The organism is Enterobacter chuandaensis, assembly GCF_039718975.1.
Classification (GTDB): domain Bacteria; phylum Pseudomonadota; class Gammaproteobacteria; order Enterobacterales; family Enterobacteriaceae; genus Enterobacter; species Enterobacter chuandaensis.
Genome location: NZ_CP097173.1, coordinates 1,694,917 through 1,719,579 on the forward strand (window position 1 = coordinate 1,694,917; position 24,663 = coordinate 1,719,579).

Below are 24,663 nucleotides of genomic sequence, written 5' to 3' on the forward strand. Positions count from 1 at the left end.
ATTAAATATGTGTGACCAGCACCATGCCGACAGGCATATATTATGCTCGCAATGCGATATGCTCGTGGCGTTGCCAGAGCTTGGTCACGGACATAAAGCCCTGTGTCCACGTTGCGGCGCGACGTTGACAACCGAGTGGGACGCGCCGCGGCAGCGTCCCACCGCTTACGCACTGGCAGCACTGTTCATGCTGCTGCTCTCCAATCTCTTCCCCTTCATCTATATGAAGGTGGGCGGGATGACAAGCCAGGTGGATCTGCTCGAAATCCCGGGCGTGATGTTCTCGGAAGATTACGCCAGCCTCGGCACCTTTTTTCTGCTGTTCGTCCAGATAGTCCCGGCGTTTTGCCTGGTGGTCATCCTGTTGCTGGTCAACCGCGTCAGGATGCCCGCATCCCTTAAAATCAGGCTCGCGCGTATTCTTTTTCAGCTCAAAAGCTGGGGGATGGCCGAGATCTTTCTGGCGGGGATTCTGGTCAGTTTCGTGAAGCTGATGGCGTACGGCGACGTGGGGATTGGCAGCAGCTTTATTCCCTGGTGTCTGTACTGTGTCCTGCAGCTGCGCGCCTTCCAGTGCGTGGACAGGCGCTGGGCGTGGGACGATATCGCCCCGGCCCCGACGCTTGCGCAGACGGTGAAGGTCGGCGTGCCGGGTATCCGCCAGGGGCTGCGCTCCTGCCCGTGCTGTACCGCCGTGCTGCCCGCCGATCTCGACGTTTGCCCGCGCTGCGAAACGAAAGGTCACGTACGTCGCAAAAATAGTCTGCAGTGGACGATGGCGCTGCTGGTCACGTCCGTCATGCTGTATCTGCCGGCCAATATTCTGCCGATTATGATCACTGATTTACTTGGCGACAAAATGCCCTCGACGATCCTCGCCGGGGTCATTTTGCTGTGGGGGGAGGGGTCGTATCCGGTTGCTGGCGTAATCTTTATCGCCAGTATTATGGTGCCAACCTTAAAAATGATCGCCATTGCCTGGCTCTGCTGGGACGCAAAAGGCCACGGTAAACGCGACAGCGAACGCATGCACCTGATTTACGAAGTGGTCGAGTTTGTTGGTCGCTGGTCAATGATTGACGTGTTTGTGATTGCCGTCCTCTCTGCGCTGGTGCGGATGGGCGGTTTGATGAGTATTTATCCCGCGATGGGGGCTTTAATGTTTGCACTGGTCGTAATTATGACCATGTTTGCGGCCATGACCTTCGACCCTCGTTTATCGTGGGATCGTGAGCCTGAATCAAGCCATGAGGAAGAGTAAGAGCATGGAAAATAAGAGTGGAGAGGCGAAAGTGCAGAAGGTCAAAAACTGGTCGCCGGTGTGGATTTTCCCCATCGTGACCGCACTGATCGGTGCATGGATCCTGTTTTATCACTACAGCCATCAGGGACCGGAAGTGACGCTGATCACCACCAACGCCGAGGGGATTGAAGGCGGTAAAACGACCATTAAAAGTCGTAGCGTGGACGTGGGCGTAGTGGAAAGCGCTACCTTAACCGACGATTTAACCCATGTGGAGATTAAGGCGCGCCTTAATGCCGGCATGGAAAAACTGCTGCATGGCGATTCTGTTTTCTGGGTGGTCAAGCCGCAGGTGGGCCGTGAAGGGATCAGCGGCTTAGGAACGCTGCTCTCGGGTGCCTACATTGAACTGCAGCCGGGTGCGAAAGGGAACCAGCCGGGACAATATCAGCTTCTGGATTCACCGCCGCTGGCACCGCCTGATGCAAAAGGTATCCGCGTGATCCTCGACAGCAAAAAAGCGGGTCAGCTCACGGCGGGCGATCCGGTGCTGTTCCGCGGCTATCGCGTGGGCTCGGTTGAGAAAAGCACGTTTGATCCGCAAAAAAGAGCGATGAGCTATCAGCTGTTTATTAACGCGCCTAACGATCGTCTGGTCACCAGCAATGTCCGTTTCTGGAAAGACAGCGGTATCGCGGTGGATCTGACCTCGGCAGGCATGCGTGTTGAAATGGGCTCGCTGACGACGCTGTTTGGCGGTGGCGTAAGTTTTGACGTGCCGGAAGGTCTGGACCTGGGGCAGCCGGTGGCCGAGAAAACCGCCTTCAGGCTGTTTGACGATCAAAAAAGCATTCAGGATGCGCTCTACACCGATCACATCGACTACCTGATGTTCTTTAAGGATTCTGTTCGCGGCCTGCAGCCTGGCGCGCCGGTTGAGTTCCGCGGTATTCGTCTGGGAACGGTGGGACAAGTGCCTTACTTTGTCCCTGGCCTTAAGCAGATGCTTGATGATGATTACCGTATTCCGGTGCTGATCCGCATTGAGCCTGAGCGCTTGATCAACCAGATTGGTGAGAATCAGGATATCGGCGAGCATATCACCGACCTGATGAATCGCGGTCTGCGCGGCTCGCTGAAAACGGGTAACCTGGTGACCGGCGCACTGTATGTCGATATGGACTTCTATCCAAAGGCACCGCCAATTACCGGTATGCGTGAATTTGGTGGCTATAAGATCATCCCAACGGTGAGCAGCGGTCTGGCCCAGATCCAGCAGCGTCTCATGGAAACGCTGGATAAGATTAACAATCTGCCATTGAACCCAATGATTGAAGCCGCGACAGGTTCGCTACACCAAAGTCAGGCGACAATGCAGCGTCTGCAGACCACGCTGGACAACATCAACAAGATCACAGCCAACCAGAGCATGCAGCAACTGCCGCAGGATATGCAGAAAACGCTGCGCGAACTGAACCGCAGTATGCAGGGCTTCCAGCCAGGCTCGGCGGCGTACAATAAGATGGTGGCAGATATGCAGCGTCTTGATCAGGTCTTGCGCGAACTGCAGCCGGTTCTGAAAACGCTCAACGAGAAGAGCAACGCGCTGGTGTTCGAAGCGAAAGATAAAAAGGATCCTGAGCCGAAGAGGGCGAAACAATGAAAAAATGGCTAGCGATTGCAGGAGCGATGGTACTCACGGCCTGTAGCTCCGGGAGCGAAACGAAAAGCTACTACCAGCTACCGCTGGTGACGCAGGCGGTTACGCAAACCAGCGCCTCGCAGGGCAACCGTCTGCTGTGGGTTGAGCAGGTCGCCGTACCAGATTACCTGGCAGGCAACGGGGTGGTCTATCAGACCAGCGATGTCCAGTACGTTATCGCCAACAATAACCTGTGGGCCAGCCCGCTGGATCAGCAGTTGCGCAATACGCTGGTGGCGAATCTCAGCAGCCAGCTTCCGGGCTGGGTTGTCGCCTCCCAGCCTCTGGGAAGCGATCAGGACACGCTGAACGTCACGGTAACGGGCTTCCACGGCCGTTATGATGGTGCCGTTGTCATCAGCGGAGAGTGGCTATTGAATCATCAGGGGCAGCTGATTAAGCGTCCTTTCCATCTGGAGCTGAAGCAGCAGAAAGATGGTTATGATGACATGGTGAAAGTGCTGGCTCAGGGTTGGGCGCAGGAGTCAGCCAGCATCGCCAGGGAAATTTCCCGGCTGCCATAAGTAAAATTCATCGTCAAAAACCGCAATCGGCCCGTTGCTGATAGCGGTTTTTTTTTCGTTTTGGCGTCAGGTTGTTACTTGTGCCGCATCACAATTTTTGTACAAATGATCTTCCAGCTAGCTCACAAATATGACATCCGTATGAATTTTGAACGTTGACGCTGGGGCTAATTCGGGGTATTCGTTATCTGTGCCTGCGCATCTGGTGCAGACACTGTTTTCTTTCCACCAGACAAAAGAATGAGGGAAACGAGGCATGAAGAGACAGAAACGAGATCGCCTGGAACGGGCTCATCAACGTGGTTATCAGGCCGGCATCGCTGGACGTTCTAAAGAAATGTGTCCTTATCAGACGATAAATCAAAGGTCACAATGGCTTGGAGGCTGGCGAGAAGCCATCGGCGACAGGGCACTCATAGCCTGATAACGTCTCTTTAAAAAAAGAAACCTCCGCAGTGCGGAGGTTTCGCCTTTCCGGGGGCGCTTAAAGCGATATCAGAACGCGGAAGTGTCCTGGAACAGACCCACTTTCAGGTCGTTAGCGGTATAGATCAGACGACCATCTACCAGCACTTCACCATCCGCCAGGCCCATAATCAGACGGCGGTTAACAATGCGCTTGAAGTGAATACGGTAAGTCACTTTCTTCGCGGTAGGCAGAACCTGACCGGTGAATTTCACTTCGCCGACGCCCAGCGCACGGCCTTTACCTTCACCGCCCAGCCAGCCGAGGTAGAAGCCAACCAGCTGCCACATCGCATCCAGGCCCAGGCAGCCAGGCATTACCGGATCGCCAATAAAGTGGCAACCGAAGAACCACAGGTCCGGGTTGATATCGAGTTCTGCTTCTACGTAACCCTTATCAAAGTTGCCGCCGGTTTCGGTCATTTTCACGACACGGTCCATCATCAGCATATTGGGGGCCGGTAACTGCGGGCCTTTCGCGCCAAACAGTTCTCCGCGACCAGAGGCAAGAAGATCTTCTTTTGTATAGGATTCGCGTTTATCTACCATGTTCTCAGTAAGCCTTATTTTAGTGAAGGACGCAGGATAGCTAACACGTGTACGCTGAACAAGTCCGATCAGTTCGAACTGAACCAGCCCAGCCAGCGTAACGGCCATGGATAACGATGGCGAGCATCCTGCTGTGTCGCCTGGGCAATACGCTCCTGAATAGTCTGCATCAGGGGAGTCTGACCTTCGCCGTCCCAGACCAGGTTTGTCAGTAAGGGTAGCGCATCCTCGATCCCTTCGATGGCCCAGATGGTGAATTGTTCCTGTTCAACTGCATCCAGAATATCCTGGCTCAGGCTTAAATGGCGTACGTTGGGAGCCGGAATGATCACACCCTGTTTGCCGTTTAAACCGCGCTGCTGACAGATAGAGAAGAAACCTTCAATTTTCTCGTTGAGACCGCCAACGGGCTGAGCGCGACCAAATTGGTCGACTGAGCCGGTAATGGCGATGTTCTGGTTGATTGGCACGTCCGCAAGGGCGCTGATTAAGGCGCACAGCTCAGCCATAGAGGCGCTATCACCATCAACTTCGCTGTAGGACTGCTCAAACGTCAGCGAGGCGGAGAAGGGGATTTGCTGCTCAAGCTGCAGCTCGGACATCAAAAACGCCTGCATGATCATCATGCCTTTGGCGTGAATGTTGCCCCCCAGCTCGGCTTTGCGTTCAATATCGGTAAACTCGCCATCGCCAATATGCACAACGCAACTGATACGGGACGGTTCACCGAACGCGCGCGGATGGCCTGGAAACTCGATCACCGAGAGGGCGTTAATCTGCCCGATGCGTTCGCCTTCGGTCTCGACCAGAATTTGTTCCAGCAGAATTTCATCCTGCATGCGGTCAGCAAGATAGCCTTCGCGCCACTCTCGCTGCGCCAGCATCTGCGTAAGCTGTTCACCAGAGAACGTGCCGTGGCCGCTGATAACGCCCACCTCACGCAGCTGCTTGCCAATCCAGAGCGGGCAGAGCGGCAAGGTTTCCTGGTCACCGGTGTAGCGAACCGCTTCACGAAGTAAACCCGGCCACGCGTCGGCGGCTGGCACAGGCAAGGCAAAACGCTCAGCGACGGTCATTACCCACTGGCACCACTGCGCCATGTCGTCCGCATCGGCAATCTGGATGTTGTCTTCGTATTCACTGTAGACCGCCTGCTCAGCCAGTTCCGGCTCCATTTCCTGGAAGTCCGCCAGCGATTCGCGGTCACCTGTCAGAACGACGGTTAGCGACATCGGCATTGACGGAACGGAGACAGGGAGAGGACGAGACTCATCGTAACCGACCCAGTCAAAGCGCTGCTGGTTCACAATCGTTTTCAGGCGCATCCACAACAGCGGCTGTGCGAGCAGAGTACGCAGAGAGATGATGAGTACGCCGCCATTTGCGCGATGTACCAGACCCGGTTGTAGGGTAAGTTCACCGTTAAACTGGCGCAGACAGCCAAAGAGTTGTTCAGCCTCGACCCAGTTAGCGGTAATCACCTCGCCTGTGGCAGCAAAACGACCGTCGGCCTGTTCCGCTGGTTCAAAGGTGACATTATGTCCCGCGATACGATACTGGCCGCCAAAGACCGCGTTCGCCTCCGGCCGCAGCTGGCGCATGGCATCCCCGAACAGCGACAGGTATTCCGCTTCTTCCGGGGCTTTCAGCAGCATGAAAGGCGAGATCGCCCATGGGCTTAACGTCTGCTCCAGCGCATAATGCAAACGTGGTTGCGTATCGCTAAGGATGAATTCGTGTTCTTTTGCGAGATCTGGCTGTGCAAACAGTTCCTGATAGCTCTCGGCATCCGGAACAAGGTCACGCCATGCTAGTTTCGTAATCGTCAAAGTTGATGTTTTTTAGTCAGATGTAAAAGCGTGGAGTATACCGTAAGCGGGGGGCTCTACCCAAGCAGGATTGGGAATTTCAACAGGCCGACAGGCGGTATTCGCTCACAGGATATGATTTCTTTTCAGCAGATTGCTAAAAAACTGATATTCTGAACAGAGTTACGTGGTAACACTGAGATCGCAATGAAATATCAACAACTGGAAAATCTCGAAAGCGGCTGGAAATGGAAGTACCTGGTCAAAAAGCACCGTGAAGGGGAGCTGATCACCTGCTATATCGAAGCCAGCGCTGCGCAAGAAGCCGTGGATATTTTGCTGACCCTCGAAAATGAACCGGTACAGGTAAACGGCTGGATTGAGAAACACATTAATCCTGCGTTGCTAAATCGGATGAAGCAAACTATCCGCGCGCGACGTAAGCGGCATTTCAATGCTGAGCATCAGCATACCCGGAAAAAGTCCATCGACCTGGAGTTCGTGGTCTGGCAGCGTCTGGCCGGGCTGGCGCAACGGCGCGGCAAAACCCTGTCGGAAACCATCGTGCAGCTGATTGAGGATGCTGAGCATAAAGAGAAGTATGCTAATCAGATGTCGTCGCTGAAAAACGACCTTCAGGCGTTGCTGGGCAAAAAGTAAATTTTAGTTTTCTTCAGACAATAAAAAACCCCGCATGGCGGGGTTTTTTTATAAGACGATAACTTATGCCGCTGGCTGAGTTACAACGTCTTTAACGCCTTTAACTTCGATCTCTACGCGACGATCTGGAGCCAGGCAGTCGATCAGTGCAGCGCGAGCTTTCACGTTGTCACAGGTGTTGCCAGTAACTGGGTTAGATTCGCCCATACCACGTGGGGAGATCTTGTTAGCTGGGATACCTTTAGAGATCAGGTAATCAACAACAGACTGAGCACGTTTCTCAGACAGTTTCTGGTTGTAAGCGTCAGAACCGATACGGTCGGTGAAGCCCAGAACCACTACAGAACCGTCTTTAGGATCCAGGTTGCTCAGCTGGGTGTACAGCTGATCCAGTGCCTGCTGACCTTCTGGTTTCAGGGTCGCTTTGTTGAAGTTGAACAGAACGTCAGACTTCAGAGTGAAGTGCTTGGTCTGTACTTCTGGAGCTGGAGCCGGCGCTGGAGCAACAACTGGTGCTGCATCTTCCTGCTGGCCGAAACGGTAGGAAACACCTACGCTCAGCATGCCGTTGTCTGGACGAACGCCAACGGTAGCACCGTCACCGATGTTGTTAACCCACTGGTATTCCAGACGGGTAGCGATGTCACGGGTCATAGCCCACTCAACGCCACCAGCGAATACTGGGGAAACGCCAGTGTCATGGTCGTCGCCAGCGATGTTGTTGCTGGAGTCTGCACGCCATACCATGCCGCCCAGACGGGTGTACACGTCCAGATCGTCAGTTACTGGGTAACCCAGTTTAGCGGTCAGCTGAACGCCCTGAGCTTTGAAAGCGCCATTGATGGTGTCGCCTTTGTATGGCATACGACCTAACCAGTCGTAACCCATTTCAAAGCCAACATACGGGTTAACCTGATAGCCACCGAACGCACCTGCACCAAGCTGGCTCTCGTGAGTAGGGCCATCGTTGTTCAGGCTGCTGTTGTACCAGCCAGTGTCGTGGAACTGAGACCAGCCCAGTTTACCACCTGCATACCAGGTATTATCTTTCGGAGCGGCCTGCGCTACGGTAGCGAAGCCAGCCAGTGCCACTGCAATCGCGATAGCTGTCTTTTTCATTTTTTGCGCCTCGTTATCATCCAAAATTCGCCATGAAAGTCTCAAGAGAGAATCACGGTTAAATCCTTCACCGGGGGGCGTGGTCAAATATAAATCTACCGATATCTTCGGCTTAGGCCGAGCACCCCTGGCGATGTAAAGTCTACAACGTAGCTGAAAACTTACAAGTGTGAAGTCTGTCAGGCATATGAAAAAAAAAGTTCCGTATACCTATTATTTAACATTTTTAGAACGAATTTTGTGCAATAAAATTAAGGAGAACCGCACCAGACAAGCCTTGCCGCAATTTTGAGGCCGGGAACTAAAACCGCATCTTGCGGTCAAAAAAAATTCCAGGAAAAATCTTAATTTCACTCAGTGATACAAATTTGAGTGAATTTTTAGCCCAGAAAGTTGTCCTCTGCGATAAGAATCTGGACGAACCGGGCGCATGATAAACCCGATCGCATTCCCTTCTTCAGCTGCTTCGGTCAGACGAAAATGTTCCTCTTCCGTCAATTCTTCCGGTAACCACCCGATCACCACGCTGTAATTTCCGGTACGTAACGCCCGGACCATCGACTCAACGGTGTCACAGGGGGAGAGTTGGTTGATCTGCATAACCTTTGCCAGCGGCAGGCCTGCAGACTGAACCCATTGACGGCTCAGTTTCTGCTGTGGCGTCAGCCAGAGCTGCCAGCGCGATTGCTGGCCAAGCTGCTGTAACAACGGCAGCAGAAGGAGTTGGGTCAACAGGGGCTGGTCTTCACGATAAACCACTTCACTAATAAGCCCCGTCGAAACACCCCCAACGGCGTTTTGCGCGACATTGCCCGCGGTTGAGGTGAGAGAAGTTGAGCGATTTGCATAGCCTGAAGTGTACATATTCATTCCAGCCCTGTAGTTACTGTATGGATATACAGTAACCCCTGTATGCATAAAGATCAACCTCATTTTCGGAAAGCGACTCGCAAAATTCATTCAATGTTGATGCCCCGCGAAAAATCATCTTGCTCAACGGCGCTAAGTTGCCTATTTTCCTGCTAACGGATCCGCTAGTAAGAAATTTCGTTGTTACTTTATGATTTTGAAGGGAAATATCATGAAAAAGATATCTTATGAACGGATTTATAAATCCCAGGAATACCTCTCGCCGTTGGGTGAAATTCACCATCGCGCGCTGTTCGGCGGCTATACCCTGGCAGTGGATGATGCGGTTTTTGCCATGGTGTCAGACGGTGAGCTCTACCTTCGCGCCTGTGAAGAAAGCGCGAAATACTGTGTCAAAAATGCTGCCTCTTTTTTGACGCTAATGAAGCGGGGACGTCCGGTGCTTCTCAACTACTATCGCGTGGATGATGGGCTGTGGCAGGACAGGGAGCGTCTGCTTAAGCTCTCCTCATTTGCGCTCAATGCGGCAAGGAAAGAGCGTTATCAGCGGCATCAGCGAAACCGCCTTAAAGATCTGCCAAACCTGACTTTTCAGCTGGAAGTGTTGCTCTTCGAAGCAGGTATTACTAATGAAGAGACGCTGCGGGCGCTAGGGGCCAGGGAGAGCTGGCTGAAGATGCGGGCAAAAAATAATGCGCTCAGTATTAAAGTGCTCTTCGCGCTGGAAGGGGCCATTGAGGGGCTGCATGAGGCGGCACTCCCGGCAGGTATTCGCCGGGAGTTGACGGAGTGGTTTAATGCGCTGCCTGAGTCACAGGAGAATCACTCTTCCAGGTAGCGATTTGCTGCTGCAGTCGGCAAATTTCTGGCAGCAGAGCGATAAGCAGGCCAATCTGCTGTAGAACCAGCGGCGCTTTGCTGTCGTTTCCGGGCTCAAGATGCGCAATACGTTGAGTCAGCTCATCCAGTGACTGTCTAACGCGAGGCTCATCGGCGGGCCGGTGATGCAGTGCATCATCGACATAACAGACCGCGTCATCCAGCAGGTTGAGGATGCCCGGGTTGGTCAATTTCTCACGGTGGGCACCCAGCGTGGAAATATAGCTGGTGAAGGTATGATTCAGGCAGAGTAGTCGGAAAGCCGTCTCACGAATCTCTGCCGTGGCGCGAGGCTCCGTTGACATGTTAGAGACCACCGAAGCCAGTTCCGCATCACTGTTGTGCGCATCGCGGCGGGCAATCCGGTAAGCCAGACGGTTATCGCGGCCCTGATGATACTGCTCAAGGATGGCATCCAGGTATCGGCAGTTGGCGTTCATGGCCCTGTCTAATACCCGCGGCAGGTTACGGAAACGCCAGTCCGGCCAGATAAAGCTGACCGCAGCCCAGGCGATAGCACAGCCTATCAGCGTATCAAGCACGCGAGGCAGGGCGACTTCAAACCCTTCACCCAGCAGGTTAAAGCAGAGCAGAACCAGCAGCGTGATGAACATCGTGGCATGGGCGTACTGCACGTTGCGAAACGCGAAGAACAACACGCCGGTGATCACGATCAGGATCAGCTGACCCTCAACGGAGGGCACGAAATAGAGCACTGGCAGGCCGATCGCGACGCCAACCAGCGTACCGATAATACGCAGCGCAAGGCGGTGTCGGGTGGCGTTGTAGTTCGGCTGACAGACAAACAGGCTGGTCAGCAGAATCCAGTAGCCATGATGCAAACCGGTTATCTGGATAAAAGCATACCCCACGCATAACACCAGGGACATGCGCACCGCATGGCGAAACAGCGCCGACTCCGGCGTAAAGTTGCGGCTCAGCCGGAGCCACATATCGCTCATGCTGTGCACGCTGTCGTCTGCAAGCTGGTTATCCACCTCGCTGCCCGGCAGCGCCATTGCCTGCTCGGATTCAATCGTCGCCAGCTGAGCGTCTATCGCCCGCAGGTTATTGAGCAGAAAACCCAGCGCCTTAATGTGTTCCGGCGACGTTCCGCTGGCCTGAACGCGGTCAAGCGCTGCATCAAGATGGCTGAATACGCGTTCAAAGCGCGGATCGTGCTGATAGGGCGTGCGCAGCAGAATGGATCGCGCCAGCTGCTGGCACGCCTGGGACTGCATGGACAGCAGGCGCTGGAAGCGGAACATCACGTCGCTGTAGCGAAACTTCTCGCGCAGGGCGGTGTACTGAACGTGCGAGGAGCTAGCGCGCTCATGAATGTCCTGTGCGGCAAAGTAGTAGTGTAAGGTTCTTCGCGTGCCGCGCTGGCCGCGATCGCCGCGCAGACGGGTAAGCAGCGAGGCTTTCGTCTGGTTAAGGGTCGCGACAAGCTGGCCGTTTGCCAGCGCCAGATCGTAAAGCGGCGCCTGGCTTTCTTCCTCGATATCCGGGTCGAACAGCCGGGACTTCAGTTCAAGATAATGGGCTAACTGCTCATAGCTGCGGGCAAGGTTATCCTGCAGAGGACGAACCGGGAAGATCAGATGCCCGGTTAACGTCAGCAGGTTATACCAGATGGCGCCCATCAGCAGCAGCACAGGCTGCTGGTACCACTGGTCGTACAGGGAAACGCCCAGCATGGTGTAGATGGCGATCAGCAGGGCCCCAAAGGCGATAGTGGCATAGCGCTGTCCCAGGCCTCCCAGCAAAATAAACCCGCTGGTGGAGAGCGTCAGGCCCAGTGCAAACAGCCAGGGCCAGGGGAAGAGCAGCTCAACGGACGCGGAAGCGATAAAAAAACAGACCAGCGTAATGACCAGATTACGTAAACGTCCGGCCAGGCGATCGTCCAGATCCGCAAGGGCACCGGCAACCACTCCCAGCGTGAGCGGAATGGTCAGCTTGACATCATTCAGCCACCACGGCAGGGCAACCGTGCCGCAAAGCGCGATAAAAATCCTGACGTTGTAGAGCCAGGTGCTGTTCCAGGTATAACGGCGAAGCAGTGGGCTTAGCATAAACGCGGCCAGTCCTTATTTACTGAAAACGACGACGCGCATTCGCTTCACGCGCCGCCTGGGCCACTTCGACCGGAACAACCCTGCGCCCGACGGGCCAGAGGGCAATAGCGGCGATCTTAAAGTTCGCGATCCCCACCGGAATACCAATAATCGTGATGCACTGCGCAATACCGGCAAAAATATGCATGATGCACAGCCACCAGCCGAAGAAAATCAGCCACAGAATGTTCAGCAGGGTTCCACCCGTGTTCATCAGGGCATTCATACTCTCCGGGTTCAGCTCATCAACGTGGATAGCTTCGTTACCGTAAGGGATGAACGAGAGTTTCGTGATCTCCCAGCAGGAGCGGGTCAGGGGGAGTGTGAAAATCAGGACGATGCTCACCAGCGTGGCAAAAAGCCAGGAGAGGGTGGTGGCAAAACCGCCCAACACAAAATTCAACACATTCAGAACGGTACGCATAAACCCTCACTTCCTTTCGATAAAATTAACGCCCAATGATTGTAACGTTTTTTTAGGCTGGAGCACCTTAAAACTGGCAGTTAAACTGTCAGGTAAATTATCTCTTCGTGGATTTGGCGGGACATGGAACTGAAAGCAACTTCTTTAGGCAAACGCCTGGCGCAACACCCTTATGACAGAGTTGTTCTGCTCAATGCCGGGGTGAAAGTCTCCGGAGAACGCCACGAATACCTTATTCCGTTTAATCAGCTTCTGGCTATTCACTGCAAGCGCGGGCTGGTGTGGGGCGAGCTGGAGTTCGTTCTGCCTGACGACAAAGTCGTGCGCCTTCACGGCACCGAATGGGCGGAAACCCAGCGTTTTCATCACCACCTGAACGCGCTCTGGCAGCAGTGGAGCCATGACATGAGCGTGATTGCCGCTCAGGTACTGCAGCAGGTGCTGGACGATATCGCGCAAAGCAACGCACAGCAGACGTGGCTGACGCGCCAGCAGACCGCCGGGTTGCAGCAAAAGATCAGGCAGGCGCTTTCGGCGCTGCCGCTATCCGTTACGCGCCTCGATGAGTTCGACAATTGTCGCGATGCCTGGCGTCAGTGCCAGGCCTGGCTGAACGATATGGATAAAAGCCGCCTTGCCCATAATCAGGCCTGGACGGATGCCATGCTCACCCAATACGCCGACTTTTTCAGTACCGTGGAATCTTCACCGCTTAACCCCGCTCAGGCGCGCGCGGTGGTTAACGGCGAGCAGTCGCTGCTGGTGCTTGCCGGGGCCGGGAGCGGTAAAACGTCGGTGCTGGTGGCGCGCGCGGGCTGGCTGCTGACGACCGGTGAGGCGGTTGCCGATCAAATTCTGCTTCTGGCTTTTGGCCGTAAGGCTGCCCAGGAGATGGATGAACGCATCCAGGAACGCCTGCATACCCGGGACATTACCGCCAGAACCTTCCATGCTCTTGCGCTGCATATTATTCAGCAGGGCAGTAAAAAAGTGCCTGCCATCAGTAAACTGGAAAACGATGCGCAGGCGCGTCAGGCGCTGTTTATCAAGACGTGGCGCCAGCAATGCAGTGAGAAAAAAGCGCAGGCGAAAGGGTGGCGTCAGTGGCTGGAGGAAGAGCTCAACTGGGACGTGCCGGAGGGCAGCTTCTGGCAGGATGACAAACTGGCGCGTCGGCTGGGCTCGCGCCTTGACCGCTGGGTCAGCCTGATGCGAATGCACGGTGGCTCACAGGCAGAGATGATTGAAAGCGCGCCGGAGGACGTCCGCGATCTGTTTTCGAAACGGGTCAAGCTGATGGCTCCGCTGCTGAAAGCCTGGAAAACCACGCTGAAAGAGGAAAATGCCGTTGATTTCTCAGGCCTTATTCATCAGGCCATCATTATTCTTGAGAAAGGGCGTTTTGTCAGCCCGTGGAAGCATATTCTGGTGGATGAGTTTCAGGATATCTCACCCCAGCGGGCGGCACTGCTCTCGGCGCTGCGGGCGCAGAACAAACATACCTCGCTGTTTGCCGTCGGGGACGACTGGCAGGCTATCTACCGCTTCAGCGGCGCTCAGCTCTCCCTGACCACCGCCTTCCACCACTATTTTGGCGAAGGCGATCGCAGCGATCTGGACACCACCTACCGCTTCAATTCACGTATTGGTGAAATCGCCAACCGTTTTATCCAGCAGAACCCGCATCAACTGGCCAAGCCGCTCAATAGCCTGCGCGCAGGAGATAAAAAAGCCGTCACCCTGCTGGCGGATGACCAGCTGGAACCGTTGCTGGACAAGCTCAGCGGCTATGCAAAGCCCGATGAACGTATTCTGGTGCTGGCGCGCTACCATCACCTTAAACCCGCGGCGCTGGAAAAAGCCGCCACCCGCTGGCCGAAACTGCAGCTTGAATTTATGACCATTCACGCCAGCAAAGGGCAGCAGGCCGATTATGTGATTGTGGTGGGGCTGAAAGAGGGCAGCGACGGTTTCCCGGCTCCGGCCCGAGAGTCGGTGATGGAGCAGGCTCTGTTGCCGGTGCCGGAAGACTTCCCGGATGCCGAAGAGCGCCGTTTGCTGTACGTGGCCATCACCCGCGCGCGGCATCGCGTGTGGGTGCTGTTCAACAAAGAGGAGCCATCCGTGTTTGTCGATATTCTGAAGAGTATTGATGTGCCGGTGGCGCGTAAGCCATAACGATGTCAGGCAAGTTTTTGCAGGCCGGGTAAGGCGTAGCCGCCACCCGGCAAAAAAGTTACTTCAATCTTTCGGAAAGATAGCGCTGATAGTCCGGAATAAGGATCTCAACCGGCGAGTTAAACTGCGGTGATTCAATGATGAAATCCGCCGTCGACAGGTTCGTCGCCACCGGAATATTCCACACTGTCGCCAGACGCAGCAGCGCTTTGACATCCGGGTCATGCGGAACCGCGTTCAGCGGATCCCAGAAGAAGATCAGCACATCAATCTTTCCTTCGGAAATCTGCGCGCCGACCTGCTGATCGCCGCCCATTGGGCCGCTCAGCATCGCATTCACCTCCAGACCCGTTTCGCGCTGGATCAGGTTGCCGGTGGTGCCGGTCGCCGACAGGGCGTGCTTTTCCAGCAACGACTGATGGCGGCGAACCCAGTTAAGCAGCATTTGTTTACAGTGATCGTGCGCCACCAGCGCAATGTGTTTACGTTCAGGCAGCGTGCGTGTTGTCAGTTCCATAATCATATCCATCAGGTTAACTGACTACACGATGACGGGAACCGCCAGACGCTGCAAGAGTAAGGCGTAAAAAATGTGGCTTATGATGAAGGTTGTTGTTTTGCCCATTGTAAAAACCGGGCCCGGGTGTCGGGATCGGCCTGCTGGAACCAGAATTTAAGGCGCTGTTCCGTCAGGCTCTGGGACTGAGGAGGAATAACGTCCAGTTCCGAGACGCCAGATAACAGCGTACTGTCGTCCGCCATCCTGGTAGCAAACTGCGGCAGGGAAGCGCGTTTACCCGCTTTGTTGTAGGTCTGGGCCAAAGCCTCGTAGTCAGGGCTTTTCGGGGAGGTGGTTAAGGCCAGAATATCCAGCTTGACCGGAATCGGCATTGCGTCCCCGTCCAGTAGCTCAACGCGCGGCGATGCGTCAAAGGCCGCAGCTTCTTTCTCTGTTTCAAGACGAGGCAGGGTAATGTTCACCTGGCTGACTTGCCGGGTATTAAAGCTGACAATCAGCGGCGGGGAGATGTACATCCGTTGCTCATGGTTAGCCATCCCGACCGATTTTTCTACCCGAAACACCAGCTGATGCGGTCCGTTATCCAGTTCGATGCTGTCTGCCCCGCGCAATAATGAGCTGGAGACCTTTTTTCCGTCCAGTACCAGAAGATCAATGTCGCCAGAGAGCCGAAGCGTGGTGGCAAAGACGCAAACCGGCATCACTAACGCAATCACAGCAGTGGCAATACCGGTTTTCATAGAAGGCTCCCGTCAGAAATACTGTCGCCGCATTAATGTATCTAAATTTTTCGGTAATCACGTTTACTAACATATAGACATATTTTGCCGTTTTGCCCTCATACATCTGTATGGGATGGATGGTTGAGATGTGCGCTTTGGCGTACACTTTTAAAAAAGCCAGGAGAAAAACCATGAAAGAGAACGATATTGCTGAGATTCTGACATCCACGCGTACCATTGCGCTGGTGGGCGCGAGCGATAAACCCGATCGTCCAAGCTATCGGGTGATGAAATACCTTCTCGATCAGGGCTATCACGTTATCCCGGTGTCGCCAAAAGTGGCAGGGAAAACGCTGCTGGGTCAGCAGGGTTATGCCACGCTCGCAGAGGTGCCGGAAAAAATTGATATGGTTGATGTCTTCCGTAATTCCGAGGCGGCATGGGAAGTGGCGCAGGATGCTATCGCCGTAGGGGCAAAAACGCTGTGGATGCAGTTAGGTGTGATTAACGAGCAGGCCGCCGTGCTGGCGCGGGATGCGGGATTGAAGGTTGTCATGGATCGCTGTCCGGCGATCGATATTCCCCGTCTGGGGCTGGCGAAGTAATAAAAAAAAGCCCGTCATCGGGCTTTTTTTACACGCTTAGTTCCGCAGGCGCGGAGCCTGTAACTGTTTGCGGATAGTCTGAGCAAGTTCATCCATCGTGGGTTGTTCCGGATGCTCTTCCTGCAGCTCGCTACTCAGCTGCGCTTCGGCAAGGTAGGTATGAACGGGTTGTCCGTCGTCACCTTCCATTACCACATGGTACCAGGGCGCAGCGCGAAGCTCTGCGTTGACCGCCAACTCGTCCGCTGACGGTTCATCAAGGGAATACTCCGGGTCGATATCCACGACCACACCCAAATACCCAAGCAAAGTGTGGCGGACCTGCTGGCCGATACCGAATTTGCTGGCAATCATAGTCACCTCCCGGGAAACACTACTTACACATTAAGTGTGGGCAATATTTCTCTTTTCAAGTTACATGACGCGACAGGCAAACCCTTTCAGATACAGTCCTTCCGGGTAGGTAGCAATCACGGGGTGATCGGCTGCCTGACGGAACTGCTCTATAAATTGTACATCACGACCAGCATCTATTGCGGCATCGGCGATGATTTTTTGGAATAAATCGGTAGTCATCAGCCCGGAGCAGGAGAAGGTGAGCAACACCCCGCCCGGGTTCAGCAGCTGGATGGCCAGCATGTTGATATCCTTATAGCCGCGGCAGGCGCCCATTAGCTGGCTTTTGTTCTCCACAAATTTTGGCGGATCCATGACGATGACGTCGAACTTCTCGCCCTGGTCGCGATATTTACGCAGTAGCTTGAAGACGTCATCGCGTACAAACTCCGCTTTGCTCAAATCCAGCTTGTTTAGCTCGACGTTCTGTTTTGCCACGTCCAGTGCTTCCTGTGAGGTATCCACGCTCACCACCTGAGCACAGCCGCCCATCAGTGCCGAAACGGCGAAGCCACCGGTATAGGAGAAACAGTTCAGGACGCGTTTGTCGGCAACGTACTGGCGGGTCGCCAGACGGCTGTCGCGCTGGTCAAGGTAATAACCCGTTTTATGGCCGCTCTGAATATCCACCAGCAGTTTCATGCCGTGCTCTTCAATCGGCAGAAGGGCAGGCGGCAGCTCGCCGGTAACCGGACCCTGGGTCAGCTCCATGCCCTCTTTTTTGCGCACCGCCACATCGCTGCGATCGTAAATAGCGCATTCCGGGAACAGGGTTTGCAGCGCGCTAATCAGCGCGGCACGCTGATACTCCGCACCAGCGCTCAGAAGTTGCAGCACCAGGAAGTTACCGAAGCGGTCAATGGTGACGCCCGGCAGACCGTCGGATTCACCGGCAATCAAACGGTAGCTGTCCAGCCCGTCGCGTTTTGCCAGCCAGTCGCGCCACTGCTGCGCCTGCTGCAGGCGGCGGACGAAGAAGTCGATGTCGATGGTTTCATCTTTATCGAAGGTCCAGACGCGCGCGCGGATCTGGGACGCTGGCGAGTAGGCGCCTCGCGCTAACCATTTCCCCTGATGGTCAACAATATCAATGGTTTCACCGAGGCTGGCTTTGCCTTCCATACGGGCTACCGCGCCGGAAAAGACCCAGGGATGACGGCGCAGTAATGATTTCTCGCGCCCTTTGGCTAACACTAAACGTACACTCATAATTTGCTGTTCTGTCGATTTCAGGGAAATGGCGCGTAGAGTAGCACATTCAGCCAGGCGCAATCATCTGCGGATGTTGTTGAGCGTTTCGGCACAAAATCAAATCGCTTAGGCACATTACGGCATTGCAGCAGGCTTTACAGTGGGGCTTCCGGTACAGCAAAGGGAGCACCCATGAAAAAGCGTAGTGTGATAGCAATAGCCGCTCTGGCGGCAATCAGTTTTCAGGTTTCAGCGGCAACGCCTTTCAGCATTACCAGCCAAGATATATCCGGCGAGCGTCGCTTAGCGCAACAGCAGGTATTCGAGGGATTCGGCTGCCACGGCGGTAATCAGTCTCCGCAGCTGGTGTGGAAAAACCCGCCCGCTGGTACGAAAAGTTTTGCCGTCACGGTATATGACCCCGATGCGCCCACCGGCAGCGGCTGGTGGCACTGGACCGTAGCCAATATTCCCGCGAAGACAACGACGTTGCCCGCTGATGCCGGTAACCCAAATGGCGAGAAATTACCTGCCGGTGCAGTGCAGGGGCGTAATGATTTCGGTTATTCTGGATTCGGCGGCGCATGTCCACCTGCGGGAGACAAACCTCACCGCTATCAGATGACCGTCTGGGCGCTGGATGTGGATAAACTGCCTCTCGACAAAAATGCCAGCGGTGCGCTGGTCGGTTTTATGATCAACAGCCACGTTCTGGAAAAAGCCCAGTTAACCGCAACCTACAGCAGATAAGGATGAACCGGTGCAGGAGTTCCATTTTCGAAATAAACACCTCACGTCGGGTGAAGTGAACGCCAGCAAAATGCATCGCCTGCATCAGGTTAAACTCTTTTTTCCGGCCATTTGCCATATCACCCATGGCAGTAAGGTGATTGTTCAGGATGACAACCGTCTGGTGGCGACCCGGGATGAGCTCATCATTATCCCGGCCAATACCACGATGGAGATTATCAATCAGCCCGCGAACGGTATTTTTCATTCTGATTTACTGATGTTGTCTCCGGAAATCGTCGCAGAGTTCAAAGCGCATTACCTGAAATCCTGGCCACGAACGACATTACATTCACTTTGCGCCCCGCTGAGCGAGGGGCTGGCGTTTATGTGGGATAACCTGCTGCACGCCGTGCGCCAGGATTTACCCGAGGCGCTACAAAAGCATCAGGCCTTCGGTCTTCTGCTGGCTTTGCTGCATGACGGTTTGGCAGGTCCGCTGCTTATTGAGCGAAACAGTAACCTGACCGAGCAGGTGCGGCAGTTCATTATGCTGTCGCCCGCCAGAGCCTGGACAGCGCAGGACGTCGCCAGCCGTCTGGCCTTAAGCGTACCGACCCTGCGCAGACGGTTACGTGAAGAATCGCAGAGTTTTCGCCAGATCGTGGAGGAGGTGAGGATGGCCGTGGCGCTGTCACAGCTTCAGTCGACCCGACTACCGATCGGTGAAATCGCGTTACAATGTGGGTATCTTTCCAGCTCTCGTTTCACCGCCCGTTTCCGGCAGCACTACGGCTGTTTACCGAAAACGCTACGTTAAGGAGAAGAAAAATGTCAAAAGTCTGCACCATTGCCTGGGTCCACGGCGTTGTTCAGGGCGTCGGGTTCCGCTACAGCACCCAGCGCGAAGCGATTGAGCTTGGGCTAACGGGATACGCGCGAAATATGGAAGACGGCAGCGTTGAGGTGGTCGCCTGCGGCGACGCGGAGCAGGTTGAAAAACTAATGGCGTGGCTGAAAGCAGGTGGACCGCGCAGCGCCCGGGTTGATAAGGTCTTAACGGAACCGCATCAACCCGGCCGGGAATATGTGAACTTCGGTATTCGGTATTAAATACACTTCACCGGTTTAGGCAGGCCGGCAATTTTGGTGGCCTGTTTTGCCGGGCCTTTAGGGAACAGACGATACAGATAGCGGCTGTTGCCTTTCTCTTCGCCGAATTTGTTGGCCATCGCTTTCACCAGCATGCGGATCGCCGGAGAGGTGTTGAATTCGAGATAGAATTCGCGCACGAAACGCACCACTTCCCAGTGTTCGGGAGAAAGGGCGATACCTTCGTTCTCGGCGATTTTCTCCGCCAGCGACTCGCTCCATAGCGTCGTGTCTTTCAGATAGCCTTCGCTATCGGTTTCAATTTCCTGGCCTGCAAAAATGAACATAGTGCTCTGTCGATAAAGTAAAAATCGCCCCTAGTCTAGCAAATAAGGGGCGGCGTGAGAATCATTGACCTACAGAAGAAGCTGGAGCAGATTGTTGGCATTAAGCTTTTTCAGCGCGTTGCATTTATACGTCGAAACCTGTTTTTCGCTCATCTGCGTCATATGCGCCACGTGCCGTACCGATTGTCCGTTCACCAACCTGTCAAGGACGTTGAACTCCATGCCCGTCAGGCAACAATTCAGGGTGCGCACCCGACGGGGCTCTCTGGCAAGCAGATACGCCGCATCCGCCACGGCAATCCGGTCATCAATGATATATAAGGTCAGCGTGGCAAACCGCTTTCGCAGATGGGTAGCCAGCGCCCAGCCTTTTTCATTGCACACCAGGTAAAGCGTTCCCTCCCAGCGCCTGGCTTCCAGCTCCAGCAGAATGTCGACCAGCGCCAGATGGGTCCCCGCGACGGAAAAGCGGCAGCGAACAACGAGGGTATTGCAGGCTAGCAGTGAACGTCGCCACTTTACCGCGCCGCTCTCAACCTGCGTCTGAGCGTTACGGCGCAGAAGGGCGTAGCGCAACCCTTCGGCATAAAAGCGATTATTGTCGAGAATGGCGTAACTCACGATGGCCTCTTTATAACGTGCTGGGCGTGTAGATCACGCGCAGCGTGCCGGTGTAATCCCCGGCATTTTTACTGCTGGCAGCAAACGCGGGCGTTTTCAGAATGATGGGGGCGGGGACACAAAGTACGCTCTCCCGTCCACCCGGCAGCACAACCTGACGCAGATATTGCGGGTCATTAGTGCCCTGCCAGACCAGCGTTTTGCCATTCGCCACGGTTTCGGTTGCACCCGTCACCGGGTTGGCCACCGTAACCTGATAATCGAGGCGATCCCGCGGTTCGGTCTGGCTTCCTCCGCGCCGTCTGACGGAAAACGCCCCTTCGGCACGGTCTGTTGCCGCCAAACCATCATCCTCAAAGCGCAGATAGACGCGCGTGCTGGCGCTGTTATTGCCGTCATAGAGGCACATATCCAGCGCACTCTCGCCCTGGATCTCGCTGCCGCCGGGCCGCCCGGGGAAGTTGGTCAGGTTAAGGTTCACGATTGGCGTTGAGTGGGGAAACGCTGGCAGATAAATCTGCTGGTTACCCGGATCGACCACCTCAATACGTATCGTCGCCTGCCAGCGGGCAATGGTGAGGTAGCCGGGACATCCGATGTTAACATCGTTAAAGTTGCCCCCGCAGTCGGCGCTACCCCATTCGCGGAGGTTCTGCTTCAGCGTTGCGGTCCAGATACCCGGCTGGGTGAGCTTATCCAGTTCGCTTTTAACGATGTAAAAATCAAAATAGGGCTCCCGGTTCCAGGCCGAGAGCTCGCCGGTGCCACCGGTAACAAAGCTGGCGAACGTGAAGACTTTGTTGTTGATAAACATATGTTTTTCCCCATACACCTTGATGTCTGCCGTTTTTTTGGTCGACGAGTGGGTAAAACGCAGCGTAATGGAGGAGGGGCCTGCCGGGGTCGCGGAAAACCAGACCGGCGCTGTCATACATGCTCCGTTCGTCGGGTCGGTGCGGGACTCGCAGGTCAGGGTGTTGCGTCCCCACTTTTGCGGGTCGATTGTGTCGTAACCGCTCGGCTCATGGACCCAGATATCAAAACGCGCAGGCGGTACCGCGCGATCGTAGCTAATCCCCACGCTGGAGTTTCTTCCGGCAGGGACGCCCGCCAGCGTCTGGCAGCTCCACAAGGTCAAAAAAAGCAAAATAAAGAGGTAGTTGATCACGTCATTTCCCTTTGGTGAGGTGCTCTGCATTCATGGCCGTTGGCCCCGTCGGCACGTTGCGCCCGGCGAGCATCAGCTCAGCCTGGTGCTGGACTGAATCCGGCAGGGCGGAGAAGGTGAGTTCCCGACACGGGATCGACCCGACGTAACGCACCACGTCGCGCATGCTTTTCACGCTCAGCTCGCACTGATAAAACTGCTGCTGACGCACCAGATAAAGGTTGCGGAGCAGGGCGTCGCTCTGGGCGCTGAAACCGCCATTGCCGAGATCGTTCCAGCCGTTCACGTTCAGCGGCACACCGCCCACGAACGGCGAGTGATGTTCGTCAGTGAGCTGGCCGAGCCAGGTGTAGCGGGTGGTGGTCTGTACGTCCCGGCGGAGCATTTTGCCCGGCACCATAAAGAGCGTCCGGCTGCCGGAACCCTGCGTGATTTCACTGGTGGCACCGGATGAGACGTTCAGCGACTCATTAACCGTCAGCGTGGTTTGCTGATAACCCGGCACCGCAAAAAGGGCACGGCTGTTGGCCGGGATATCCGCGCTGCCGCCGTTATCCAGCGAGACGGCAACGCGTGAATCACGGGAATCCTCAGGCGTAGCCACGTTCACCGCAATGGCAGAAGCGGGACGGCCGTCTCCCCAGCGGCCAAGCCACAGCCCGGAGCGCGACAGGGCGAGGGTAGAGCTGTAATTGCCGCTGCTGCTTAACGTATGACGCCGATCCTGACGATCCCACGCGTCGCTCACCGTCAGGCTGGCATTACCAAAACGTCCGCCCTGGCGCGTATACGCCGAGGCGTTGAGCGAATCGCTGTTGATCCCCGACGCGCTCAGGCCGTATTCATTCTCGCCACGCGCGTCGGCATACCAGTTGTGCGCCACGTTGTAACTCAGCTGGTTTTTCTGATTCTGCTGGTGCTGCCAGGTTGCCCCAAGCGAGGTATAGCCTGACGCATCGCCCTGGCGGTTATGCGCCATTGAGAGGCTAATGCTCAGATAGCCACCTTTGTCTTTACCGTCGCGAGAGTGGTCGTTGCGCATAAACAGGTTAATACTGCTGTTGATGTTCAGACCGCGCGCGCTAAAGGAATTACTCAGCCCTCCCTGCCAGGCCTGCGTGCGGGAGCGGGTCACATACACTGGTTCCCACGGCAGGCCCGCGTCGTGACGATCGTCATGGTCCGGCAGTTCCCGGCGCGTAACGTAGCGCCCTTCGTTGCGGTTATCCGAGTACCCAAGGTTTGCGTACCACGAACCGACAGGCACGGAGAACATGACCGAGAGGCTACGATAACAGCCGTTGACGGCGTCAAAACCTGCGCTGCGGGTATCACAATTTTCTGCGGATAACGCGTTGCGATAGAAGCTCAGCGAAAAGCCGTCGTTATAGCTGATTTGCTGAATATTGCCGCGTTGGCCCTTGCTGCCGTAGAGGTAGCTAAAGCGTGTGCTTAATACCCCGTCGATCGGACCCGCGTTAAAGCCGCGGCTCCAGTCGAGGGCATTTTCCAGAAAATGCTGCCTTTTCATGACGGTTGCGCCGCTGGTCAGGGCCAGCGTCGGGGTAACGGGCAGGCGTATACCCGCCTGCGCGACCGGGCTGCGTTCGTCACTCGAATCGTTATTGGCCGTTTCCCCTGCCTGCAAAAACCACTCGACGCGGTCGAATGGCGTGATGCCCGTACGGGTAAATGGAACCTGCTCAGTGCGCGTCAGTCGGTTATTTTCATAAACAGACAGCGTCACGGTATAGCTTCCATCCGGGAACGCGCGGGTATCCAGGGTTTGTGCCCCGGCATTGAGGTAAAAGCTGGCCAGTAGCTCCTTGCCGCGGCGCGCGTCGATACGCGCATCGTGCGAAAGCAGCACCGTAATGGGCGTGCCCTTCGATTGCTGAACCGGGTTGATCCAGGCCCGGGTCGAACCCGTGCGCAGGCCACGAATTTTGCCCAGCGGCAGCTGGCTGAGGTTAATATTCCCCCCGGCGTTGCTGAACAGGTCGCGGGTATCCATCTCGCCCATCTGTAGATAATATTCACGCCATAAATCCTGGCGGAACCAGGCATTGTTGACGGTCATTTCCTGCTGCTGCTGGTGACGCGAGCGTTGTCCAAGCCAGGTCCAGTCAAGGTTAAGATAGCCGTCCTGGGTCAGCGCCAGCGCCCCGTTACCCTGAACGGTGGCGGACTGATAATCCCTGTCGGCAACAAAATTGATATTTTGCTGATGAATTAACGCATTTTCGCTGTCCTGCGTGGGCTGATACCACTGGCTTTCCACCGTGGGCTTTGGCAAAAAGCGCTTATCAAAAAACAGGTTTATGCGGGCATTGTTTTCGTCATAAATGATGGCCGCACGGCGGGTTTCGAGATAGTCACACCCCGTTGCCGAGCCGTTGCTGCTGCAGGCCAGGTTGCCGTTTCGGGCAAGCGGAACGGCCAGCGCCGCGGAAACGGAACCGATAAGAGCAGGATCGTCGTTAAACTGACGTTTGATGGCCGCGACCACGGTGTCAGGCGCGACAAAACTGACCGTTTCAAGATTGATATCGGTTTCAAAAAGGCCAAGCGACTCGCCGTATAAGCTCACTTCTGTCCACATGCGCTGCGTTTTCGCCAGATCCTCGAAACCGGCCGGGACGGCCATTTCAGCGCAGGCGAGGTGAACAGATGCGGGTAATAAAGCAACAAAAAGGAGAGTATTTCTGTGAAACGCCATGAACGAGCCTCG

At 55.2% G+C, this 24,663-nt stretch carries 25 protein-coding genes; 11 read left to right on the top strand and 14 right to left on the bottom strand.

The features are described from left to right. The first annotated feature begins 7 nt into the window (after window positions 1-7). From pqiA to rmf, 4 genes are all read left to right on the top strand, one after another. Window positions 8-1,261 (top strand): membrane integrity-associated transporter subunit PqiA, encoded by a 1,254-nt coding sequence (pqiA, locus tag MX657_RS08090; RefSeq protein ID WP_119914946.1) that lies wholly within the window; start codon window positions 8-10, stop codon window positions 1,259-1,261. A gap of 4 nt (window positions 1,262-1,265) precedes the next feature. After that, on the top strand, window positions 1,266-2,906 hold the full coding sequence (gene pqiB, locus MX657_RS08095) for an intermembrane transport protein PqiB (protein ID WP_080327673.1): 1,641 nt from the start codon (window positions 1,266-1,268) through the stop codon (window positions 2,904-2,906). After that, entirely contained in the window at window positions 2,903-3,469 is a 567-nt protein-coding gene (gene pqiC, locus MX657_RS08100; RefSeq protein WP_080327672.1) for a membrane integrity-associated transporter subunit PqiC, read from the top strand. The genes pqiB and pqiC overlap by 4 nt, the downstream gene beginning before the upstream one ends. A 256-nt stretch (window positions 3,470-3,725) precedes the next feature. After that, a complete protein-coding gene (gene rmf / locus MX657_RS08105) occupies window positions 3,726-3,893 on the top strand; it encodes a ribosome modulation factor (protein WP_013097261.1) in 168 nt (55 codons plus the stop codon). A 71-nt stretch (window positions 3,894-3,964) separates the two neighbouring features. On the opposite strand, the gene fabA is transcribed toward rmf, so the two are convergent. Then, entirely contained in the window at window positions 3,965-4,483 is a 519-nt protein-coding gene (fabA, locus tag MX657_RS08110) for a bifunctional 3-hydroxydecanoyl-ACP dehydratase/trans-2-decenoyl-ACP isomerase (protein ID WP_000227926.1), read from the bottom strand. Window positions 4,484-4,551: 68 nt separating this feature from the next. Beyond that, the gene (locus tag MX657_RS08115) at window positions 4,552-6,312 is read right to left on the bottom strand and encodes a Lon protease family protein (RefSeq protein ID WP_346808007.1); all 1,761 of its coding nucleotides are present in this window, start codon (window positions 6,310-6,312) and stop codon (window positions 4,552-4,554) included. Window positions 6,313-6,498: 186 nt separating this feature from the next. Between MX657_RS08115 and matP the strand changes: the two genes are divergently transcribed. Beyond that, window positions 6,499-6,951: a macrodomain Ter protein MatP gene (gene matP / locus MX657_RS08120; protein WP_023332611.1), complete on the top strand. Its 453-nt coding sequence runs from the start codon at window positions 6,499-6,501 to the stop codon at window positions 6,949-6,951. A 63-nt stretch (window positions 6,952-7,014) separates the two neighbouring features. Here matP and ompA read toward each other — a convergent pair whose 3' ends face one another. Then, window positions 7,015-8,070 (bottom strand): porin OmpA, encoded by a 1,056-nt coding sequence (gene ompA / locus MX657_RS08125; RefSeq protein ID WP_108780329.1) that lies wholly within the window; start codon window positions 8,068-8,070, stop codon window positions 7,015-7,017. A 354-nt stretch (window positions 8,071-8,424) separates the two neighbouring features. Continuing rightward, on the bottom strand, window positions 8,425-8,934 hold the full coding sequence (gene sulA, locus MX657_RS08130) for an SOS-induced cell division inhibitor SulA (protein ID WP_080327670.1): 510 nt from the start codon (window positions 8,932-8,934) through the stop codon (window positions 8,425-8,427). Window positions 8,935-9,151: 217 nt separating this feature from the next. Here sulA and MX657_RS08135 point away from each other — a divergent pair, with 217 nt between their 5' ends. Then, window positions 9,152-9,778: a TfoX/Sxy family DNA transformation protein gene (locus MX657_RS08135; RefSeq protein WP_346808009.1), complete on the top strand. Its 627-nt coding sequence runs from the start codon at window positions 9,152-9,154 to the stop codon at window positions 9,776-9,778. Here the strand turns inward: MX657_RS08135 and yccS are convergent. Both yccS and MX657_RS08145 read right to left on the bottom strand, forming a co-directional pair. Further along, window positions 9,735-11,897: a YccS family putative transporter gene (gene yccS, locus MX657_RS08140; RefSeq protein WP_346808011.1), complete on the bottom strand. Its 2,163-nt coding sequence runs from the start codon at window positions 11,895-11,897 to the stop codon at window positions 9,735-9,737. The genes MX657_RS08135 and yccS overlap by 44 nt on opposite strands. A 19-nt stretch (window positions 11,898-11,916) precedes the next feature. Next, entirely contained in the window at window positions 11,917-12,363 is a 447-nt protein-coding gene (locus MX657_RS08145; protein WP_346808012.1) for a YccF domain-containing protein, read from the bottom strand. 123 nt (window positions 12,364-12,486) lie between these two features. Here MX657_RS08145 and helD point away from each other — a divergent pair, with 123 nt between their 5' ends. Next, on the top strand, window positions 12,487-14,541 hold the full coding sequence (gene helD, locus MX657_RS08150; RefSeq protein WP_346808014.1) for a DNA helicase IV: 2,055 nt from the start codon (window positions 12,487-12,489) through the stop codon (window positions 14,539-14,541). A gap of 58 nt (window positions 14,542-14,599) precedes the next feature. On the opposite strand, the gene mgsA is transcribed toward helD, so the two are convergent. Continuing rightward, window positions 14,600-15,058 (bottom strand): methylglyoxal synthase, encoded by a 459-nt coding sequence (mgsA, locus tag MX657_RS08155; RefSeq protein ID WP_025755971.1) that lies wholly within the window; start codon window positions 15,056-15,058, stop codon window positions 14,600-14,602. An 80-nt stretch (window positions 15,059-15,138) separates the two neighbouring features. Further along, on the bottom strand, window positions 15,139-15,801 hold the full coding sequence (gene csgI / locus MX657_RS08160) for a curli synthesis inhibitor (RefSeq protein WP_217479884.1): 663 nt from the start codon (window positions 15,799-15,801) through the stop codon (window positions 15,139-15,141). A gap of 173 nt (window positions 15,802-15,974) precedes the next feature. Here csgI and MX657_RS08165 point away from each other — a divergent pair, with 173 nt between their 5' ends. Further along, window positions 15,975-16,388: a CoA-binding protein gene (locus MX657_RS08165; RefSeq protein ID WP_023311036.1), complete on the top strand. Its 414-nt coding sequence runs from the start codon at window positions 15,975-15,977 to the stop codon at window positions 16,386-16,388. 36 nt (window positions 16,389-16,424) lie between these two features. On the opposite strand, the gene hspQ is transcribed toward MX657_RS08165, so the two are convergent. Continuing rightward, window positions 16,425-16,742: a heat shock protein HspQ gene (gene hspQ, locus MX657_RS08170; RefSeq protein ID WP_008499919.1), complete on the bottom strand. Its 318-nt coding sequence runs from the start codon at window positions 16,740-16,742 to the stop codon at window positions 16,425-16,427. Window positions 16,743-16,802: 60 nt separating this feature from the next. Then, entirely contained in the window at window positions 16,803-17,993 is a 1,191-nt protein-coding gene (gene rlmI, locus MX657_RS08175) for a 23S rRNA (cytosine(1962)-C(5))-methyltransferase RlmI (protein ID WP_119914936.1), read from the bottom strand. 174 nt (window positions 17,994-18,167) lie between these two features. Here rlmI and MX657_RS08180 point away from each other — a divergent pair, with 174 nt between their 5' ends. From MX657_RS08180 to yccX, 3 genes are read left to right on the top strand one after another with little or no spacing between them, the layout of a single operon-like run. Continuing rightward, on the top strand, window positions 18,168-18,725 hold the full coding sequence (locus MX657_RS08180) for a kinase inhibitor (protein WP_346808017.1): 558 nt from the start codon (window positions 18,168-18,170) through the stop codon (window positions 18,723-18,725). 10 nt (window positions 18,726-18,735) lie between these two features. Continuing rightward, window positions 18,736-19,524 (top strand): helix-turn-helix transcriptional regulator, encoded by a 789-nt coding sequence (locus MX657_RS08185; RefSeq protein WP_346808019.1) that lies wholly within the window; start codon window positions 18,736-18,738, stop codon window positions 19,522-19,524. An 11-nt stretch (window positions 19,525-19,535) separates the two neighbouring features. After that, the gene (gene yccX / locus MX657_RS08190) at window positions 19,536-19,817 is read left to right on the top strand and encodes an acylphosphatase (protein WP_346808021.1); all 282 of its coding nucleotides are present in this window, start codon (window positions 19,536-19,538) and stop codon (window positions 19,815-19,817) included. Here the strand turns inward: yccX and tusE are convergent. From tusE to MX657_RS08210, 4 genes are all read right to left on the bottom strand, one after another. Beyond that, window positions 19,814-20,143 (bottom strand): sulfurtransferase TusE, encoded by a 330-nt coding sequence (gene tusE, locus MX657_RS08195; RefSeq protein ID WP_346808023.1) that lies wholly within the window; start codon window positions 20,141-20,143, stop codon window positions 19,814-19,816. The two genes, yccX and tusE, sit on opposite strands and share 4 nt — an antisense overlap. 69 nt (window positions 20,144-20,212) lie before the next feature. Next, window positions 20,213-20,764: a LuxR C-terminal-related transcriptional regulator gene (locus tag MX657_RS08200; protein WP_119914932.1), complete on the bottom strand. Its 552-nt coding sequence runs from the start codon at window positions 20,762-20,764 to the stop codon at window positions 20,213-20,215. A 10-nt stretch (window positions 20,765-20,774) separates the two neighbouring features. Beyond that, window positions 20,775-21,932, bottom strand: coding sequence for a CfaE/CblD family pilus tip adhesin (locus MX657_RS08205; protein ID WP_346808025.1), 1,158 nt, complete (start codon window positions 21,930-21,932; stop codon window positions 20,775-20,777). 1 nt (window position 21,933) lies between these two features. Further along, window positions 21,934-24,651, bottom strand: coding sequence for a TcfC E-set like domain-containing protein (locus tag MX657_RS08210; protein WP_346808027.1), 2,718 nt, complete (start codon window positions 24,649-24,651; stop codon window positions 21,934-21,936). Between the last annotated feature and the right edge of the window lie 12 nt (window positions 24,652-24,663).

Excerpts from the sequence above, each read along its gene's own strand:
- pqiA (WP_119914946.1), top strand. The coding sequence starts at position 8 with ATGTGTGACCAGCACCATGCCGACAGGCATATATTATGCTCGCAATGC.
- pqiB (WP_080327673.1), top strand. The coding sequence starts at position 1,266 with ATGGAAAATAAGAGTGGAGAGGCGAAAGTGCAGAAGGTCAAAAACTGG.
- pqiC (WP_080327672.1), top strand. The coding sequence starts at position 2,903 with ATGAAAAAATGGCTAGCGATTGCAGGAGCGATGGTACTCACGGCCTGT.
- rmf (WP_013097261.1), top strand. The coding sequence starts at position 3,726 with ATGAAGAGACAGAAACGAGATCGCCTGGAACGGGCTCATCAACGTGGT.
- fabA (WP_000227926.1), bottom strand. The coding sequence starts at position 4,483 with ATGGTAGATAAACGCGAATCCTATACAAAAGAAGATCTTCTTGCCTCT.
- matP (WP_023332611.1), top strand. The coding sequence starts at position 6,499 with ATGAAATATCAACAACTGGAAAATCTCGAAAGCGGCTGGAAATGGAAG.
- ompA (WP_108780329.1), bottom strand. The coding sequence starts at position 8,070 with ATGAAAAAGACAGCTATCGCGATTGCAGTGGCACTGGCTGGCTTCGCT.
- sulA (WP_080327670.1), bottom strand. The coding sequence starts at position 8,934 with ATGTACACTTCAGGCTATGCAAATCGCTCAACTTCTCTCACCTCAACC.
- MX657_RS08135 (WP_346808009.1), top strand. The coding sequence starts at position 9,152 with ATGAAAAAGATATCTTATGAACGGATTTATAAATCCCAGGAATACCTC.
- yccS (WP_346808011.1), bottom strand. The coding sequence starts at position 11,897 with ATGCTAAGCCCACTGCTTCGCCGTTATACCTGGAACAGCACCTGGCTC.
- MX657_RS08145 (WP_346808012.1), bottom strand. The coding sequence starts at position 12,363 with ATGCGTACCGTTCTGAATGTGTTGAATTTTGTGTTGGGCGGTTTTGCC.
- helD (WP_346808014.1), top strand. The coding sequence starts at position 12,487 with ATGGAACTGAAAGCAACTTCTTTAGGCAAACGCCTGGCGCAACACCCT.
- mgsA (WP_025755971.1), bottom strand. The coding sequence starts at position 15,058 with ATGGAACTGACAACACGCACGCTGCCTGAACGTAAACACATTGCGCTG.
- csgI (WP_217479884.1), bottom strand. The coding sequence starts at position 15,801 with ATGAAAACCGGTATTGCCACTGCTGTGATTGCGTTAGTGATGCCGGTT.
- MX657_RS08165 (WP_023311036.1), top strand. The coding sequence starts at position 15,975 with ATGAAAGAGAACGATATTGCTGAGATTCTGACATCCACGCGTACCATT.
- hspQ (WP_008499919.1), bottom strand. The coding sequence starts at position 16,742 with ATGATTGCCAGCAAATTCGGTATCGGCCAGCAGGTCCGCCACACTTTG.
- rlmI (WP_119914936.1), bottom strand. The coding sequence starts at position 17,993 with ATGAGTGTACGTTTAGTGTTAGCCAAAGGGCGCGAGAAATCATTACTG.
- MX657_RS08180 (WP_346808017.1), top strand. The coding sequence starts at position 18,168 with ATGAAAAAGCGTAGTGTGATAGCAATAGCCGCTCTGGCGGCAATCAGT.
- yccX (WP_346808021.1), top strand. The coding sequence starts at position 19,536 with ATGTCAAAAGTCTGCACCATTGCCTGGGTCCACGGCGTTGTTCAGGGC.
- tusE (WP_346808023.1), bottom strand. The coding sequence starts at position 20,143 with ATGTTCATTTTTGCAGGCCAGGAAATTGAAACCGATAGCGAAGGCTAT.
- MX657_RS08210 (WP_346808027.1), bottom strand. The coding sequence starts at position 24,651 with ATGGCGTTTCACAGAAATACTCTCCTTTTTGTTGCTTTATTACCCGCA.